The organism is Luteimonas mephitis DSM 12574, from assembly GCF_000422305.1.
GTDB classification, from domain to species: domain Bacteria; phylum Pseudomonadota; class Gammaproteobacteria; order Xanthomonadales; family Xanthomonadaceae; genus Luteimonas; species Luteimonas mephitis.
Genome location: NZ_KE383816.1, coordinates 508,039 through 523,149 on the forward strand (window position 1 = coordinate 508,039; position 15,111 = coordinate 523,149).

The window sequence follows — 15,111 nt, forward strand, 5'->3', positions numbered from 1 at the left end:
CCCTGTTTCGTCAAAATTCTGCTCGTCGCTATTTGGAGACTTGCGTCCAACGAGGTGATACAGAACGCGGCTTGTGTAGGCAGTTGACATAGCGGTGGCCCCACTACTGGGTACTGCGGAAGTACACCTGACCCCGTTTTCGGGGCGGCGGCGCACGCGCGCATCAATGCCGACGCGCTGGCCTTCTTTCGCAAGACGCTGATGCGGGCGGCCGAACCCGACGCTGGCGCGAACCCCGGCCGGCCGTAGAACCCAGAGACAACTCCGGCGAAGGACAGTCCGGACTTCCGAACAACCGAAAACTACCCCTGACACATTCCCCGCCTGCTTAATTACCTCCGTCCCCTTTAGTTCTCCTATGATGGTCTACAGGAAGTTTAGTGTGCCGTTGTATGTGACGCGCTCAATGCTTTCCAGCCAACGCTCCGCAACAGCAAGTGCCTCGGCTTGTGTTTGATGCTCCAGGTTTTGAGTAGTCGCACACGTAGTCTCATCAAAATCCGTTCCCGCCTTCGTAACGTGAAGTGCCGGCTCGTAGAAGGGAGCACCCGGAGTTTTAGGTTCTGTGGTGGCATCAACGGTAAAGCCGTCTATTACACGCATGAAACATCTCCTACAGGCGGGTCAAGACAATATGGGGCACTAAAAAACATGCGGCGGCCCCCGCTGCGCGGATTCCGCCTATGAATTCACCGTTGGTCAGAAGGGAATATCCCAGTCGAACTTGAAACTTCCATTAAACTTCGCAAGCTGCTCAAGTGCCGATCCAACTTTTTGCAGAGTTTCATCATCTGAATTCAAGAATGCAATTGCATCATCATCAATGCCGCTCAATTCAAGCACCAAAACCCCATTCTTGAAGTTAAGAGAGGAGATCTTGACCGAGTCATGGTCAACACGATACTTCGTCAACTGAAATGCAAGCCACCACCCTAGCCGCGAGTGCAGTCGGGCTGCAAAATAGTCTCGAACAAGCTCATTGGTCCTAATTGCTTCAAACGATGACGCAACGGCGGACTTCGCATACTGAAAAGCACTCATGGCAAGACTATCTAACCGCTCAATCTCAACAGGAAGCACGTCCCTCCGAACAAATCGCAAGAGTGCGGACAGCTCACGCTTCCGAACCAAGTATCGTGCGAAATAGGTGATTGCATCAACCTCCGACGCCTCGGCGTTGTTGCCTGAATACTTCACCTCTATGAGCGGAGCATCAACTACAGAAAGCAGAGAGAAGAAATAGATTCTTCCTTTGTTCTCCTGCCTCTTTGGAAGAACTACGAGCTCGTAGTCCAACCCTTTCATGAGAGTTGTTATCGAATTAAAGATAGCGACATCATTTTTCGGAACCGCTCTCTTGGAATCGATCTGCTGGAACGCAAAAATGTCGCGGGCTGCTGCTACTTCGCTCCAAGCACCGTGGGCACGCGAAAGAAAATCGGCTTTCCACTTTTCGGATTGCAGATATCTCTCAAGTGGATTGATATCAGTCCAGTAGTGAATCGGATTCCAATCAAAGTTTGGATCATAGGCCGGCTTGTCTCGAGTCAAAAAGGCCCAAGTGTTATCGGCGTCCTTCTTACAACTGACGAGAACCGAGTACACAACCGTCAGATCGTTGTGCTTGAAGCTCTTATATGCAATCAGATCGAGCTCTCTAGCGCGACCATCGACATCATCCGCGTAGTAGCGGCCACCGATGACAGACCAATTGGCTGATTTAAACGCTTCAGCGACTTCGTGCTCTAGAACAAATCCCGTCCGCTCCAAGGCGTCGGGCACTGCATCGAGCGGTACAGTCAATCTGCCAATCATCCCGCCCCCTTGCATTACACTAACCATGCTAAGCATGGCTCTTGAATCAGCTAAAGCAAAAAGGGGCCTCTTGGACCCCTTTCTTCTCCGTGGATGCGATTACTCACCCACACTTCGAATACCCACAATTCAAACAAGTCGCACACCCATCCATGATCACCACGGCCTTGGTGCTGCACTTGTGGCACATGGACGCGGAGGGCGGGAAGGTGGCGCCGTCGCCGGTGACGGCGATGTCCTCGGCGGGGTCTTCCATGTTGGCGGTGTAGTCGATCGGCTCGGGCTTTTCGGCCTGGCCGCTTACGTCAGGGTTTTTTTTTGAGCGCTGTTCGTAGGCAGCGCGCTTTTCGGCGATCAGGGCCTTCTGGGCGGCGCTCATCTCGGGGTCGTGGATCATGCCGATGGACTTGAGGTGGTCCTCGATGATGCTGCCGAGCTCGGCGACCAGCGACGGCATGTACACGCCGCCGGCCTTGAAGTAGCCGCCCTTGGGGTCGAACACGGCCTTCATCTCGTCGACCAGGAAGGTGACGTCGCCGCCCTTGCGGAACACGGCGCTCATGATGCGGGTGAGCGCGACGATCCACTGGAAGTGTTCCATCGACTTGGAGTTGACGAAGATCTCGAACGGGCGGCGCTGCTCGTGCTCGGAGCCCGCGTTGAGGACGATGTCGTTGATGGTCACGTACATGGCGTGCTCGACCAGCGGCGACTTGATCTTGTAGGTGCTGCCGATCAGCACTTCGGGGCGCTCGATGCGCTCGTGCATCTGGATCACGTCGGCGACGGGCAGTTCGGCTTCGGCGGTGTCGCGCGCGATGGACGCGCCGGCGACGGCCTTGTCCTTGTCCTCGGCGCTGACGACGGCGTATCCGGTGATTTTCTTTTCGATCTTGACGGCCATGACGCGGTTCCTGATTGCTGTGCTTGTTATGTGTGGGGCGTGTTGCGGGCGGGGAACAGGGCGAAAGCGGGGCCCTCACCCCAACCCCTCTCCCGCAAGGCGGGAGAGGGGCTCTGGAGCATTACTTCTTCTTGGCGACCTTGCGGACGGCCTTCTTGGCGCCGGCCTTCTTTGCCGGGGCCTTCTTCGCGGCCTTCTTCGGGGCGGCCTTCTTCACTGCCTTTTTCGGCGCAGCCTTGCGGACGGCCTTCCTGGCGCCGGCCTTCTTCGCCGGGGCCTTCCTGGCCGGAGCCTTCTTCGCGGCCTTCTTCGGGGCGGCCTTCTTCGCCGCCTTCCTGGCGGTCTTCTTGCCGGCACCCTTCTTCTTCAGCGCGGCGACTTCGGCCTTGGCCGAGGCGCTGGCCGAGGCGAGCGTCTTCTTGGCCTTGGTGACGCGCTTGGCCACCGCCTTCTTGGCCTTGCCGGCGGTCTGGCTGACGGCCTTCTCGGCCTGCTTCGCGGTCTTCTTCGCCGACTTCACTGCCTTGCTCGCGCGCTTGGTCACGGCGCTGCCGATTTCCTTCGCCTTGTCGGCGACGGCTTCGGCGGCATTGCTGAGGGTCGCGGTGACCCCGTTGCCGTTGCTCATTGTGTTTCCCTCGTCAGGTCTGTTGCGGGCGGGGCGCCCGCGAGCGAAATGTAGCGCGAAGTTCGGAGCGTGTATGCAGGGTGAGTGGCCGCGCTTGGCCGATGCCCTATCGGCATCGGCCGCGGTCGCGAACGCCCGGCCAGGGATGGCCGGGCCGGGGGATCCGAAGCCCGCGCCGTATCGCCATGGACGGCTGCGCTATCTGTGTCCCGGGCCATCAAAACTTGCCGTAATAGCCTTCCTTGAGTGCGTCGAACAGGTTGGCGGCGGTGTGCAGCTCGCCGTCGTATTCGATCTGCTCGTTGCCCGGGACCTCGACCACGCTGCCGTCGTCGAGCTCGAAGCGGTAAGTGGTATTGGCCAGGTCGGCCTCCTTCACCAGCACGCCCTGGAAGGCGGCGGGGTTGAAGCGGAAGGTGGTGCAACCCTTCAGGCCCTTTTCGTGGGCGTAGCGATAGATGTCCTTGAAGTCCTCGTACGGGTAGTCGGTGGGGACGTTGGCGGTCTTGGAGATCGAGGAGTCCACCCACTTCTGCGCCGCCGCCTGGACGTCGACGTGCTCGGTCGGCGTGATGTCGTCGGCGGAGATGAAGTAGTCGGGCAGCCGGGTGGCCGCGTCGTCGCTGAAGGGCATCGCCCCGGGGTTGACCAGCTCGCGGTAGGCGAGCAGCTCGAACGAGAACACGTCGACCTTTTCCTTCGACTTCTTGCCCTCGCGGATCACGTTGCGGCTGTAGTGGTGCGCGAACGAGGGCTCGATGCCGTTGGAGGCGTTGTTGGCCAGCGACAGCGAGATGGTGCCGGTGGGCGCGATCGAGCTGTGGTGGGTGAAGCGGGCGCCGGTCTCGGCCAGTTCGTCGACCAGCTCCGGGGCGACGCTGGCGACCTGCTGCATGTAGCGGCTGTAGCGGGCGTGCAGCTGCTTGCCTTCGATCTTCTGGCCCACCCGCCAGCCGTCCTTCGCCATTTCCGGGCGCTTGCGCAGCATCTCGGCGGTGACTTCGAACTGCTCGCCCATGATCGGCGCCGGGCCCTTTTCCTGGGCCAGCGACAGGCCGGTTTCCCAGCCGGCCACGGCCATGTCGCGGGCGATGCGCTCGGTGAACTCGCAGCTCTCCTTGCTGCCGTACTTCATCTTCAGCATGGTCATGGTGCTGCCCAGGCCGAGGAAGCCCATGCCGTGGCGGCGCTTGCGCATGATCTCGTTGCGCTGCTGCTCCAGCGGCAGGCCGTTGACCTCGACCACGTTGTCGAGCATGCGGGTGAACACGCGCACCACTTCCTTGTATTCCTCCCAGTCGAACTGCGCCTGGTCGGTGAACGGGTCGCGCACGAACTTGGTGAGGTTGACCGAGCCCAGCAGGCAGGCGCCGTAGGGCGGCAGCGGCTGCTCGCCGCAGGGGTTGGTGGCGCGGATGTTCTCGCACCACCAGTTGTTGTTCATCTCGTTGACGCGGTCGATCAGGATGAAGCCCGGCTCGGCGTAGTCGTAGGTGGACACCATGATCATGTCCCACAGGTGCCGGGCCTTGATGTGGCCGTAGACCTTGCAGGCCACCAGGCCGTCGTCGCGGACGATGTAGTTCTCGTGCTGCGGCCAGTCGCGCCAGGCCACCTGGGACGCGTTGGACAGGTCGATGCCGCCGGCTTCCTTCTCGTTGATCGGGAACACCAGCGGCCAGTCCGCGTCGTTCTTCACCGCGTCCATGAAGCCGTCGGTGATCAGCAGCGACAGGTTGAACTGGCGCAGGCGGCCGTCCTCGCGCTTGGCGCGGATGAAGTCGCGCACGTCGGGGTGGCTGACGTCGAAGGTGCCCATCTGCGCGCCGCGGCGGCCGCCGGCCGACGAGACGGTGAAGCACATCTTGTCGTAGATATCCATGAACGACATCGGCCCGGAGGTGTAGGCGCCGGCGCCGGCGACGAACGCGCCGCGCGGGCGCAGGGTGCTGAACTCGTAGCCGATGCCGCAGCCGGCCTTGAGCGTCAGCCCGGCTTCGTGGACCTTCTCGAGGATGCCGTCCATCGAGTCGGTGATGGTGCCCGACACGGTGCAGTTGATGGTGCTGGTGGCGGGCTTGTGGTCCAGGGCGCCGGCGTTGGAGGTGATGCGGCCGGCGGGGATCGCGCCGCGGCGCAGCGCCCAGAGGAAGCGTTCGTTCCAGTACTTCTGCTTCTCGGCGGTCGGCTCGGCTTCGGCCAGGGCCTTGGCCACGCGCTGGTAGGTGCCGTCGATGTCGGCATCCACGGCTTCGCCGGTCTTGGTCTTGAGACGGTATTTCTTGTCCCAGATGTCCTGTGACGCCGGTTGCATCGGGATGTCCCTGGCGGTCTGGTTCTTCACGGCCTCGAGGCGCACGCTGCTCATGCTGGTTGGATCTCCTTGCCTATCTCTGGCCCGGTTCGCGCCGGGACGTGTTCTTGTGGTTGTTCTGGTGCGAGTTCTGGTCATTTCGCCGCGCACCCGGCTGGCCCGGTTGCGGCGACGGCAACGCCGCGCCGCGGATGTGCGTCGCGCTGGAAATATCGTGGTTTCTGCTGGTGGATCCTGCTCCCATCGCGCACCATCCCCCATGGCGTCGTGTTCACATGAAAACCCAGACGACCCCCAATGCTTGGGCCCTGTCTTCCCGCCAGACCCCAACATGTTGTGGCCGGACGGGCATTCAAGCTACCCGGCACCCTGATCGAAGTCAACTGCCATCGGCGGCCATTCCGTGACCCAGTTCCGCTGCCGCCGGAGCGCCTCCGGACGCCCGGAAATGGCCCCGGATGGCGACGCAAACCCCCTGCGTGGCCGGCGCGCCACCGGCATGGGGGGCGTCAGCCGGACGTCGACGCCCTCGCGCCCAGGCGCCCGCAGCGGCCGCCTGAGATGTGTGCGGGAACGATGGCGATGGCGAACTTCACCGCCGATTCAACGGTCCATGGAGAAACTGAACGGCGCCGCGCGGCATCACGGGCTTGGGCCTGTGCGCCGTCGCCCGCACGTTAGTACGCGCCAGGCCGAACGCCCAATCAAGTTTCGGAAGTTTTCGAAGGAATCCCATGCGCCCGATGTCCAACGCCACCCGGACCCTGCTCGCCTTGACCCTCGCCGCTGCTTTCGGCGGTTTCGCAGCCACCGCGCTGCGCGACGGCCTCGACCGGCCGGCCAACGCCCAGCCGGCAACGCCGGCCATGCTGCCGGCGATCTCGGCCCTGCCCACTGCGGTTGCCGGCCAGCCGCTGCCGTCGCTGGCACCGATGCTGGAAAAGGTGACGCCGGCGGTGGTCAGCGTGCGCACGCGGCAGGTGGTGCGGGTGAGTCCGTTCGGCAACGACCCGTTCTTCCGCCGCATGTTCCCCGAGCTCTCCCAGCAGCAGCTCAACCAGTCGCTGGGTTCGGGCGTGATCGTCGATGCGAAGAAGGGCTACGTGCTGACCAACCACCACGTGATCGAGGGCGCCGACGACGTCACGGTCACGCTGTCCGACGGGCGCACGGTGAAGGCGGAATTCGTCGGTTCCGACCCCGACACCGACGTGGCGCTGATGCGGATCCAGGCCGACAACCTCACGGCGATCCGGCTGGCCGACAGCGACCGCTTGCGGGTCGGTGATTTCGTGGTCGCGGTCGGCAATCCGTTCGCGGTCGGGCAGACCGTGACCTCGGGCATCGTCTCCGCGGTGGGCCGCAGCAACGTGCCGGGCGTGGGCTTCCAGAACTTCATCCAGACCGACGCCTCGATCAACCCGGGCAACTCCGGCGGCGCGCTGGTCAACCTCAACGGCGAGCTGGTGGGCATCAACACCGCCAGCTTCAATCCGCGCGGCTCGATGGCCGGCAACATCGGCCTGGGCTTCGCGATCCCGTCGGACCTGGCGCACAACGTGATGCAGCAGCTGCTGGCCGGCGGCGTGGTGCGCCGCGGCACGCTGGGCGTCGAGACCCAGGACGTGGACGAGCGGATCGCCAGGTCGCTGGGCCTGGACGTGGCCCGCGGCGCGGCGGTGACACGCGTGTACGCAGGTTCGGCCGGCGAAAAGGCGGGGCTGGAGCCGGGCGACGTGATCGTCGCGGCCAACGGCCAGCGCATCGACGACAGCGAGACGCTGCGCAATTTCCAGGGCCTGCAGGCGCCTGACGCACAGGTGGCGCTGGACGTGCGCCGCGCCGGCAAGCCGCTCACGCTGTCGGCGACGCTGCGCGAACAGCCGCGCGCGCTGGAAGGCGCCAGCATCGATCCACGCCTGTCCGGCGCCCGCTTCGCCGAGCTGCCCGAAACCGCGCGCCGCAGCGGCGTCAGCGGTGTGCTGGTGGAACAGGTGGCTGGCGGCAGCCGCGCCGAACGCAACGGCCTGCGCGAGGGCGACGTGGTGCTCGCCGCCAGCAGCGGAAACTTCAGCGACCTGCCCAGCTTCCGCGCCAGCCTCGGCAAGCAGCCGCAGCAGCTGGTGCTGCGCATCGCGCGCGGCGGCGCCCAGGGCACGTTGCCGATGCGGTAAGGCGGCGGGGCGAGGTGGATGCTCACGCCTCGCCGACCCGGAATCGGCCATCATCCGTGGAACTGTCCGCCCACCCACGGAGTTCCCGCGATGAATCCCACCCACACCGACAACCTCAAGAGCAACCTCGGCGAAGCCGGCGACCACCTCAAGCAGGCTGCCAGCCACGCCAGCGATGCGATCCGCGGCGCCGCCAGCGTCGCCAGCGGCGAAGTGCGGCTGGGCAAGGCGCAGGTGAAGTCCGACCTGGCCGACGGCGCGCTGTCGGGCATCGCCGCGCTGGAAGAAGGCGCGGGCGCCGCGCGCGAGCAGGTCGACCAGCTGATGGACAAGGGCCGCGACCTGGTCGACAGCGCCGCGGACCTGATCCGCGAGCGCCCGCTGGCCTCGTTCGGCGTCGCCTTCGCCGCCGGCTGGATCATCGCCAAGCTCGCCCGCAGCGGTGGCGGAGACAAGTAAAGTCCGGTCACGAGGGGGAACGACGTGACCGATCGCGACGCCAGCGGGCACGAACCGCACGACGATACCGGCAAGCCGCCGCACCTGGACGAGAGCGTGCGCCGGATCGGCGCCGCCGGCCGGGCAACGATCGACTCCGCGTTCGACACCGGCCGCGCGCTGCGCAAGCTGGTGTCGGCCGACCTGGCGCTGGCGCGCAGCGCGCTGGGCCGCGCGCTGGCCTGGGTGGCGGTGGCGATCGTGTTCGGCGCCTCGGCGTTGCTGCTGGCGATGGGCGTGCTGACCGCGCTGCTGCATGCGCTGGGGCTGTCGTGGCTGGCGTCGTTCGCGATCTGCGCGGCGCTGAGCCTGGGCGTCACCGGCCTTGCGGCGTGGCGGGTTTCGGTGTTCTTCGACCACGCCGGCATGCACGCCACGCGCCGGCAGCTGGCGCGCTTCGGGATCGGCGACGAGAGCGATGACGAGGCGGACGCCGAAGCCGCCACCGCGCCCGCCGCGCAGGCGGGCGGGACGTGAAGTTCGACGCGATCCGCCGCCGCGTCGAGCGCAGCGAACAACTGCTAGAAGGCCGCGCGCTGCAGACCGGCACGCGGATGTCCGCGCTCAAGGCCACGTGGCGCGAAAGCTGGACGCCGACGCGGATCATCCTGGCCGGGCTCGCGGCCGGCTTCCTGGTCGGTCGCTCGGATCCGGCCAAGGCGATGCAGCGACTCGCCGGTGGCGGCCGCTGGCTGCAGCTGGTCGGCACGCTGTCGGGGCTGCTCGCATCGCTGCAGGCCAGCGTGGCCACGGCCAGCGCCGGCAAAGCGGTGGACCATGCCGACGAAGCCGCCGACCAGGCCGCGGACGCGGCGGTGGCGGCGCAGGCCGTCGCCGACGACGCCGCGGCCGTTGCCGGCGACGACTCCGCCAATGCCGGACCGCGACCGCGCGCCGACCGGCGGCGACCCGACCAGAGCTGGACCACGCCGCCTGCACCCGCGGAAGCGGCCACCGAAATCTCCGAGCGCTGATCCGCCCGCGTTTGCACTTCCCCGTCCACCGAGGCCACCGCAGTGAGCGCCCAGGAACCGATACCCAGCGGCGACAACGCCGCCCCGCCCGCGCCCCCGCCGCGCCCGCGCGCATCGACCGCGCTGGTGGTACTCGCCACGCTGGCGGTCGGCTACACGCTGTGGGCGGCGCAGGCAGTGCTGCTGCCGATCGCGCTGGCGATGTTCTTCGCCCTGGTCGGCAACCCGATCCTGCGCGGCCTGCGGAAGCTCTGGATCCCGCGCTTCCTCGGCGCGCTGCTGCTGCTGGTGGCGGGCCTTGCGGCGACCATGATGCTGGGCCGGCAGCTGGTCGTGCCGGCCAGCGACTGGGTGCAGCAGGCCCCGCGCGAACTGCGCCTGCTCACGCCCAAGATCAAGCGCATGACCGAGCCGATGCAGCAGGCCAACCAGGCCGCGCAGACGATCGCCCAGGCCACCAACAGCGACGGCAAGCCGGGCAAGGTGCAGGTGGTCACGATCCAGGACGACGATCCGTGGAAGTCGCTGACCGCGACGCCGAAGATGCTCGCCTCGTTCCTCGCGGTGGTCCTGCTGACCTATTTTTTCATGGTCTTCGGCGAGAACCTGCAGCGCAACGCGATCGCGCTGCTGCCCACGCGCCAGCGCAAGAAGATCACCGTCGACATCCTGCAGGCGATCGAACGCGAGATCTCGCGCTACGTGCTGACCATCACCCTGATCAACGTCGCGCTGGGCATGGTCCTGGCCGGCGCGCTGCACTGGCTGGGCGTGGAGCTGCCCGAGGCGCTGCTGTGGGGCACGCTGGCCGCGCTGCTGAACTTCGCCCCCTACGTCGGCCCGCTGGTGGGCGTATTGCTGATGCTGCTGATGGGCTTCATCACCTACGACGAGATCGGCCCGTCGCTGCTGCCGGCGGCGATCTACCTCGGCCTGCACACGCTCGAGGGCCAGATCATCACCCCGATCGTCCTCGGCCGCCGCATGGCGCTGTCGCCGCTGGTCCTGATCCTGGCGCTGATGCTGTTCGGCTGGCTGTGGGGCATCATCGGCCTGCTGCTCGCGGTGCCGCTGCTGGTGTGCGTGAAGCTGGTGCTGGCGAAGATCGAGGGCATGGAGGGGTGGGCGCGGCTGCTTGAGTAGCCGCATCCGCGCGGCGGCCGGCCGTTGCTGTTGCCGTTGCCGTTGCCGTTGCAGTCGATTTTGACTTCTCAAGGTCGATCCGCAGTATCGATATTTGCAAACCCGGAGGGCGGCGCACATGGATGTGCGCCGTTTTTCTACGAGGCAGGAGGCCGATTAGAAAAATCCCTGCGCAACCCAACGCTGCTGCGGGAGATGTGTACGGGAAAGCGTTTTCTTTGGTTCGTTTCTTTGACGCTTATCAAAGAAATGAACTCGGCCGCGCAGCGGGCGAAACGCTCTTGATCCTTGGCTTGTTTGGCAATTTTCATGGGCAAAAACCGAGCGAAGATCAATAGCCAAAGTCAGAAGCTTTCGCCTTCGGCGACTTCATTTCTTTTGATAAGCGTCAAAAGAAACGGAAGCAAAGAAAAGCGCTTCCCCGTACAGAGCTAACCGGGCGATTCGTTGACGCAGGGATTTTTCTAGTCGGCATCCTGCCTCATAGAAAAACGCCGCACATCCATGTGCGCCGCCCTCCGGGTCTGCAAATATCGATATTGCGGATCGACCTTGAGAATTCAAAGTCAAGGTCAAAGTCGGCGGCAACGGCAACGGCAACGGCAACGGCAACGGCAACGCTGACACGGCTCCCACCCGCGCACCCGCAAGCCGGTCCGGGGCCGCCCCGGCCCCTCGCCAGCCGGCGTCGTAGAATAGCCTTGTGAAATTCGCCGTCCGCGCCATCACCCTCGACCTCGACGACACCCTCTGGCCGTTCGCGCCGATCGGCGCGCGGATCGAGCGCGTGCTCGATGCGTGGATGCGCGAACACAGCCCGGCGACCGCGATGCGCTTCCCGGCGGCGGAGATGCGCGCGCTGCGCGAACGCGTGGCCGAGGAGAATCCGCGGTTCGCCCACGACCTCGGCGCGGTGCGGCGGATGACGCTGGAGCGCGCGCTGCGCGAGAGCGGCAGCGACCCGGCGCTGGCCGGGGCCGCCTACGAAGCGTTCTTCGAGGCCCGCAACCAGGTCGAGTGCTATCCCGACGCGATCGACGCCCTCGCCCGCATCGCCGCGCACGTGCCGGTCGCGGCGGTGACCAACGGCAACGCCGACCTCGACCGCATCGGCCTGGGCCATCACTTCCGCTTCAATCTCTGCCCGCGCGAACACGGCGCGGCCAAGCCCGACGCGAGCATCTTCCACGCCGCCTGCGAACGCCTGGGCTGCGCGCCGGGCGAAGTGCTGCACGTCGGCGACCACATCGAGATGGATGTGCTCGGCGCGGCCCGCGCCGGGCTGCGCAGCTGCTGGATCGACCGCGAAGCGCGCGAGTGGCCACACGACGACATCCGCCCGGACCTGCACTTCGACACCCTTGCCGCGCTGGCCGACTGGCTCGACGCGACTTCGCCCCGACTTCCCAAGGCCGTGACCGCATGACCCTGCCCAATGGTTTCGCCGAACGTGACCCGGCCCTGGCGCTGCGTCCGCTGTACTTCGTCAACCGCGACGGCTTCGATGTCTGGCGCACGCGCCAGCCGCAGGCGCTGGTGCAGTGGATGCTGGCGCACGGCTTCGACGCCGCGTCGGGTTCGCAGCTCACCCTGCCCGGCGGCGAGGGCACGCTGGCCGGCGCGGTGCTCGGCATTGGCGATGCGCTCGATCCGTTTTCCTACGCGCACGGGCCGCAGTCGCTGCCCGGCGGCCACTGGGAGCCCAGCAGCGAACTCGACGCCGACGCCCGGCGCGCACTGCAGCTGGGCTGGGGCCTGGGCGCCTACCGCTTCACCCGCTACCGCGACGCGACCCGCGCGCCGGCGCACCTGGTTTCCGGCGAACTCGATCCCGAGATCGCCGACATCCTCGCCGCCTGCCTGCGCGTGCGCGACCTGGTCAACACGCCGACCCAGGACATGGGTCCGCAGGAGCTGGAGGACGTCGCGCGCGGGATTGCGCAACGGCACGGCGCGAGGTTCGACAGCATCGTCGGCGACGAACTGCTGGAACAGGACTTCCCCTCGATCCACGCCGTCGGCCGCGCCTCGCACCGCGCGCCGCGACTGATCCGGCTGGACTGGGGCAGCGACGCACACGAACACGTGGTGCTGGTTGGCAAGGGCGTGTGCTTCGACACCGGCGGCCTCGACATCAAGGGCGCCGACGGCATGCGCAACATGAAGAAGGACATGGGCGGCGCCGCGCACGCGCTGGCGCTGGCCGAGCTGGTGATGGCGCGCAGGCTGCCGCTGCGGCTGACGCTGCTGGTCCCGGCGGTGGAGAACGCGATCGGCCCCGACGCGTTCCGCCCCGGCGAGGTGGTCGCCACGCGCAAGGGCGTGAGCGTGGAAATCGACAACACCGACGCCGAAGGGCGGGTGATCCTGGCCGATGCGCTGGTGCTGGCCGGCGAACTGGAGCCGGCGCTGCTGCTCGACTTCGCGACGCTGACCGGCGCGGCGCGCATCGCGCTGGGCCCGGACCTGCCGGCGCTGTACAGCAACGACGACGCCGTCGCCGATGCGTGGCTCGCCGCTGCCGCGCGCGTGCGCGACCCGATGTGGCGGATGCCGCTGTGGCGCCCATACCTGCGCTACCTGACCAGCCACGTCGCCGACATCGCCAACGGCAGCTCCACGCGCATGGCCGGCAGCATCACCGCGGCGCTGTACCTGGAGCGCTTCGTGCCCGCGGGGCAGAAGTGGGCGCACGTCGACGTGTACGCCTGGAACGACAGCGACCGCCCCGGCCGCCCCGCCGGCGGCGAGGCACAGGGCCTGCGCGCGGCATACGAGATGCTGAAGCAGCGCTGCGCGTAGGTCGGGGCCACGCCCCCGACGGCTTTTTTGAAGAGGCCGCAATCACCGGCCCCGCTCGCGTCGTTCGATCAAGAGCCGTCGGGGGCGTAGCCCCGACCTACGCGCATTCGACGCGGTTGCGGCCGTTGTGCTTGGCGCGGTACAGCGCCTCGTCGGCGACCCGCAGCAATGATTCCGGGCTGTCGCCGTGGGCGGGGAACGCGGCGACGCCGATCGACACCGTCACCCTGGGCAACTCGCGGCCCATGTGCTGCACGCGCATCGTTTCCACCGCCGCGCGGATCGCCTCGGCGCGCTGCAATGCCGCATCGACGGGCGCTTCGGGCAGGATCAGGGTGAACTCCTCGCCGCCGTAGCGGCAGGCGATATCCTCGCCGCGGCTGTGCTCGGCAAGCAGCGTGCCGAAGGCCGCCAGCAGCGCATCGCCGCCGGTATGGCCGTGCACGTCGTTGAAGGCCTTGAAGTGGTCGATGTCCAGCATCATCAGCGACAGCGGCAGCTCGCGCCGCGCGCAGCGGGCCAGTTCCCGCGTCGCCGACTCCTCGAGGTAGCGGCGGTTGAACAGCCCGGTCAGCGGGTCGCGGATCGACTGCAGGCGCAGGCGCTCGCGCAATGACAGGTTCGAAAGCGCCATCGACAGCTGTTCGGCGACCGCCTCGATGATGTCGATCCTCGACAGGAAGCCGTCGTCGTCGTCCGACAGGTACAGCAGGCCGATCTGCGCGCCCTGCGCCATCAGCGGGATGCAGGCGATGGCGACGCCGTCGTGGTCGACGGCCGACACGTGCGAACAGCGCGACGCGGATACGTCGGACACCAGGTGCGGCTGGTTGCGCCGCAGCCCCCAGCAGGCGTCGGGCAGCAGCGATTCCGCGCTGGCGGCGCGATGCCGGCCCCAGTGGATGGCGGCCTCTGCGTGGTCCTGCGAGTTGCGCATCCGGTAGATGGTGCCGGCGGTGCCCGGGCGCAGGGTCGAGAGCATGCGCGCGGTCAGCTGCAGCGCCTCGTCCGCGTCGAGGCAGCCCTGCAGCATGCCGCCGTAGCGACTGAGCGCGCGCAGGTCGGCGCTCTTGTGCTGCAGCTCGGCGTTGCCCTCGCGCAGCTGCCCCTGCACCTCGCGCGCCGCGGCCTCGGCGTCGGAACGCCGGCGGATCTCGCGTACCAGCAACAGATAGACCCCGAGGGTCACCGCCAGCCCGAGCGGGATGCCGAGCAAGGCGATCGCGCGCAGCACGTTGGCGCTGCCGCGGGTGGACGCGGCGCGCTGTTCGAGCAGTGCGCGCTCGGCGTCGACCATCTGCGCCTTGAGCCTGCGGATCGCGCTGGACGTCTCGAACACGTCGCTGTCCATCGCCGCGCGCGCGCCGGGAATGCCGTCGCTTTCGTAGCGCAGCAGGGTGTTGGTGATCTGGTGCAACCGCGTTTCGATCTTCGCGCGCAGCTGCCTGGCGCGGCGCACCTGCGCCTGGTTGTCGACGACCAGGGCATCGATCCCGTCGACAAGCACGGGGACGCGCTCGCGCGAGTTGTGGTAATCGGCGAGGTAGTCGGCCCGCCCGCTGAGGATGTAGCCGCGCTGCGCGGATTCGGCATCGCGAAGCCGCGCCTCCAGCTCGTCGAGTCGGCCCATCACCTCGTTGCTGTGCGCAACCGAACGCGCATCGCCGATCAGCCGCTGCGCGCCGTACAGGATGCCGGCCCCGATCCCGATGAAGATCAGGGCGGCGAACAACAGTCCGAACCGGGTTCTTTCCTTGACCGTCTGCATGTCCAGCCGGGCGTCCAGTGACAGGTAGCAGCCTAGGATGGCGAGCGCGCCGCGACAAGCGCATGAAATCCGGAGGCGTGCATTCAGTTCG

14 protein-coding genes are annotated in these 15,111 nt (G+C 66.6%); 7 read left to right on the forward strand and 7 right to left on the reverse strand.

The features are described 5' to 3' along the window. Positions 1-366: 366 nt before the first annotated feature. The 5 genes from H570_RS18970 to H570_RS0112370 form a co-directional block, all read right to left on the reverse strand. On the reverse strand, positions 367-603 hold the full coding sequence (locus H570_RS18970) for a hypothetical protein (RefSeq protein ID WP_156899968.1): 237 nt from the start codon (positions 601-603) through the stop codon (positions 367-369). Between the two features lie 96 nt (positions 604-699). Then, positions 700-1,815, reverse strand: a complete 1,116-nt coding sequence (locus H570_RS18975) for a hypothetical protein (RefSeq protein WP_169447781.1) — start codon at positions 1,813-1,815, stop codon at positions 700-702. A gap of 103 nt (positions 1,816-1,918) precedes the next feature. Next, entirely contained in the window at positions 1,919-2,719 is an 801-nt protein-coding gene (locus tag H570_RS0112360) for a TSCPD domain-containing protein (RefSeq protein ID WP_027081007.1), read from the reverse strand. Between the two features lie 121 nt (positions 2,720-2,840). Then, on the reverse strand, positions 2,841-3,347 hold the full coding sequence (locus tag H570_RS0112365) for a hypothetical protein (RefSeq protein ID WP_027081008.1): 507 nt from the start codon (positions 3,345-3,347) through the stop codon (positions 2,841-2,843). A 217-nt stretch (positions 3,348-3,564) separates the two neighbouring features. Next, the gene (locus H570_RS0112370; protein ID WP_027081009.1) at positions 3,565-5,715 is read right to left on the reverse strand and encodes an adenosylcobalamin-dependent ribonucleoside-diphosphate reductase; all 2,151 of its coding nucleotides are present in this window, start codon (positions 5,713-5,715) and stop codon (positions 3,565-3,567) included. 680 nt (positions 5,716-6,395) lie between these two features. Between H570_RS0112370 and H570_RS0112375 the strand changes: the two genes are divergently transcribed. The 5 genes from H570_RS0112375 (at position 6,396) to H570_RS0112395 (ending at position 10,450) form a co-directional block, all read left to right on the forward strand. Beyond that, positions 6,396-7,835: a Do family serine endopeptidase gene (locus H570_RS0112375; RefSeq protein ID WP_027081010.1), complete on the forward strand. Its 1,440-nt coding sequence runs from the start codon at positions 6,396-6,398 to the stop codon at positions 7,833-7,835. 90 nt (positions 7,836-7,925) lie between these two features. Then, a complete protein-coding gene (locus tag H570_RS0112380; RefSeq protein WP_027081011.1) occupies positions 7,926-8,294 on the forward strand; it encodes a hypothetical protein in 369 nt (122 codons plus the stop codon). A 24-nt stretch (positions 8,295-8,318) separates the two neighbouring features. Further along, a complete protein-coding gene (locus tag H570_RS0112385; RefSeq protein WP_027081012.1) occupies positions 8,319-8,810 on the forward strand; it encodes a hypothetical protein in 492 nt (163 codons plus the stop codon). Continuing rightward, positions 8,807-9,307 (forward strand): hypothetical protein, encoded by a 501-nt coding sequence (locus H570_RS0112390; protein ID WP_027081013.1) that lies wholly within the window; start codon positions 8,807-8,809, stop codon positions 9,305-9,307. Before H570_RS0112385 ends, H570_RS0112390 begins: the two co-directional genes overlap by 4 nt. A 42-nt stretch (positions 9,308-9,349) precedes the next feature. Beyond that, the gene (locus H570_RS0112395; RefSeq protein WP_027081014.1) at positions 9,350-10,450 is read left to right on the forward strand and encodes an AI-2E family transporter; all 1,101 of its coding nucleotides are present in this window, start codon (positions 9,350-9,352) and stop codon (positions 10,448-10,450) included. Positions 10,451-10,587: 137 nt separating this feature from the next. On the opposite strand, the gene H570_RS19165 is transcribed toward H570_RS0112395, so the two are convergent. Continuing rightward, a complete protein-coding gene (locus H570_RS19165; RefSeq protein WP_169447782.1) occupies positions 10,588-10,761 on the reverse strand; it encodes a hypothetical protein in 174 nt (57 codons plus the stop codon). Between the two features lie 392 nt (positions 10,762-11,153). Here H570_RS19165 and H570_RS0112400 point away from each other — a divergent pair, with 392 nt between their 5' ends. Together H570_RS0112400 and H570_RS0112405 are read left to right on the forward strand one after the other, a co-directional pair. Then, entirely contained in the window at positions 11,154-11,876 is a 723-nt protein-coding gene (locus H570_RS0112400; RefSeq protein ID WP_027081015.1) for an HAD family hydrolase, read from the forward strand. Continuing rightward, positions 11,873-13,252, forward strand: a complete 1,380-nt coding sequence (locus H570_RS0112405; protein ID WP_027081016.1) for a leucyl aminopeptidase family protein — start codon at positions 11,873-11,875, stop codon at positions 13,250-13,252. The genes H570_RS0112400 and H570_RS0112405 overlap by 4 nt, the downstream gene beginning before the upstream one ends. Positions 13,253-13,349: 97 nt before the next feature. On the opposite strand, the gene H570_RS0112410 is transcribed toward H570_RS0112405, so the two are convergent. Then, a complete protein-coding gene (locus H570_RS0112410; protein WP_027081017.1) occupies positions 13,350-15,020 on the reverse strand; it encodes a sensor domain-containing diguanylate cyclase in 1,671 nt (556 codons plus the stop codon). Positions 15,021-15,111: the final 91 nt, after the last annotated feature.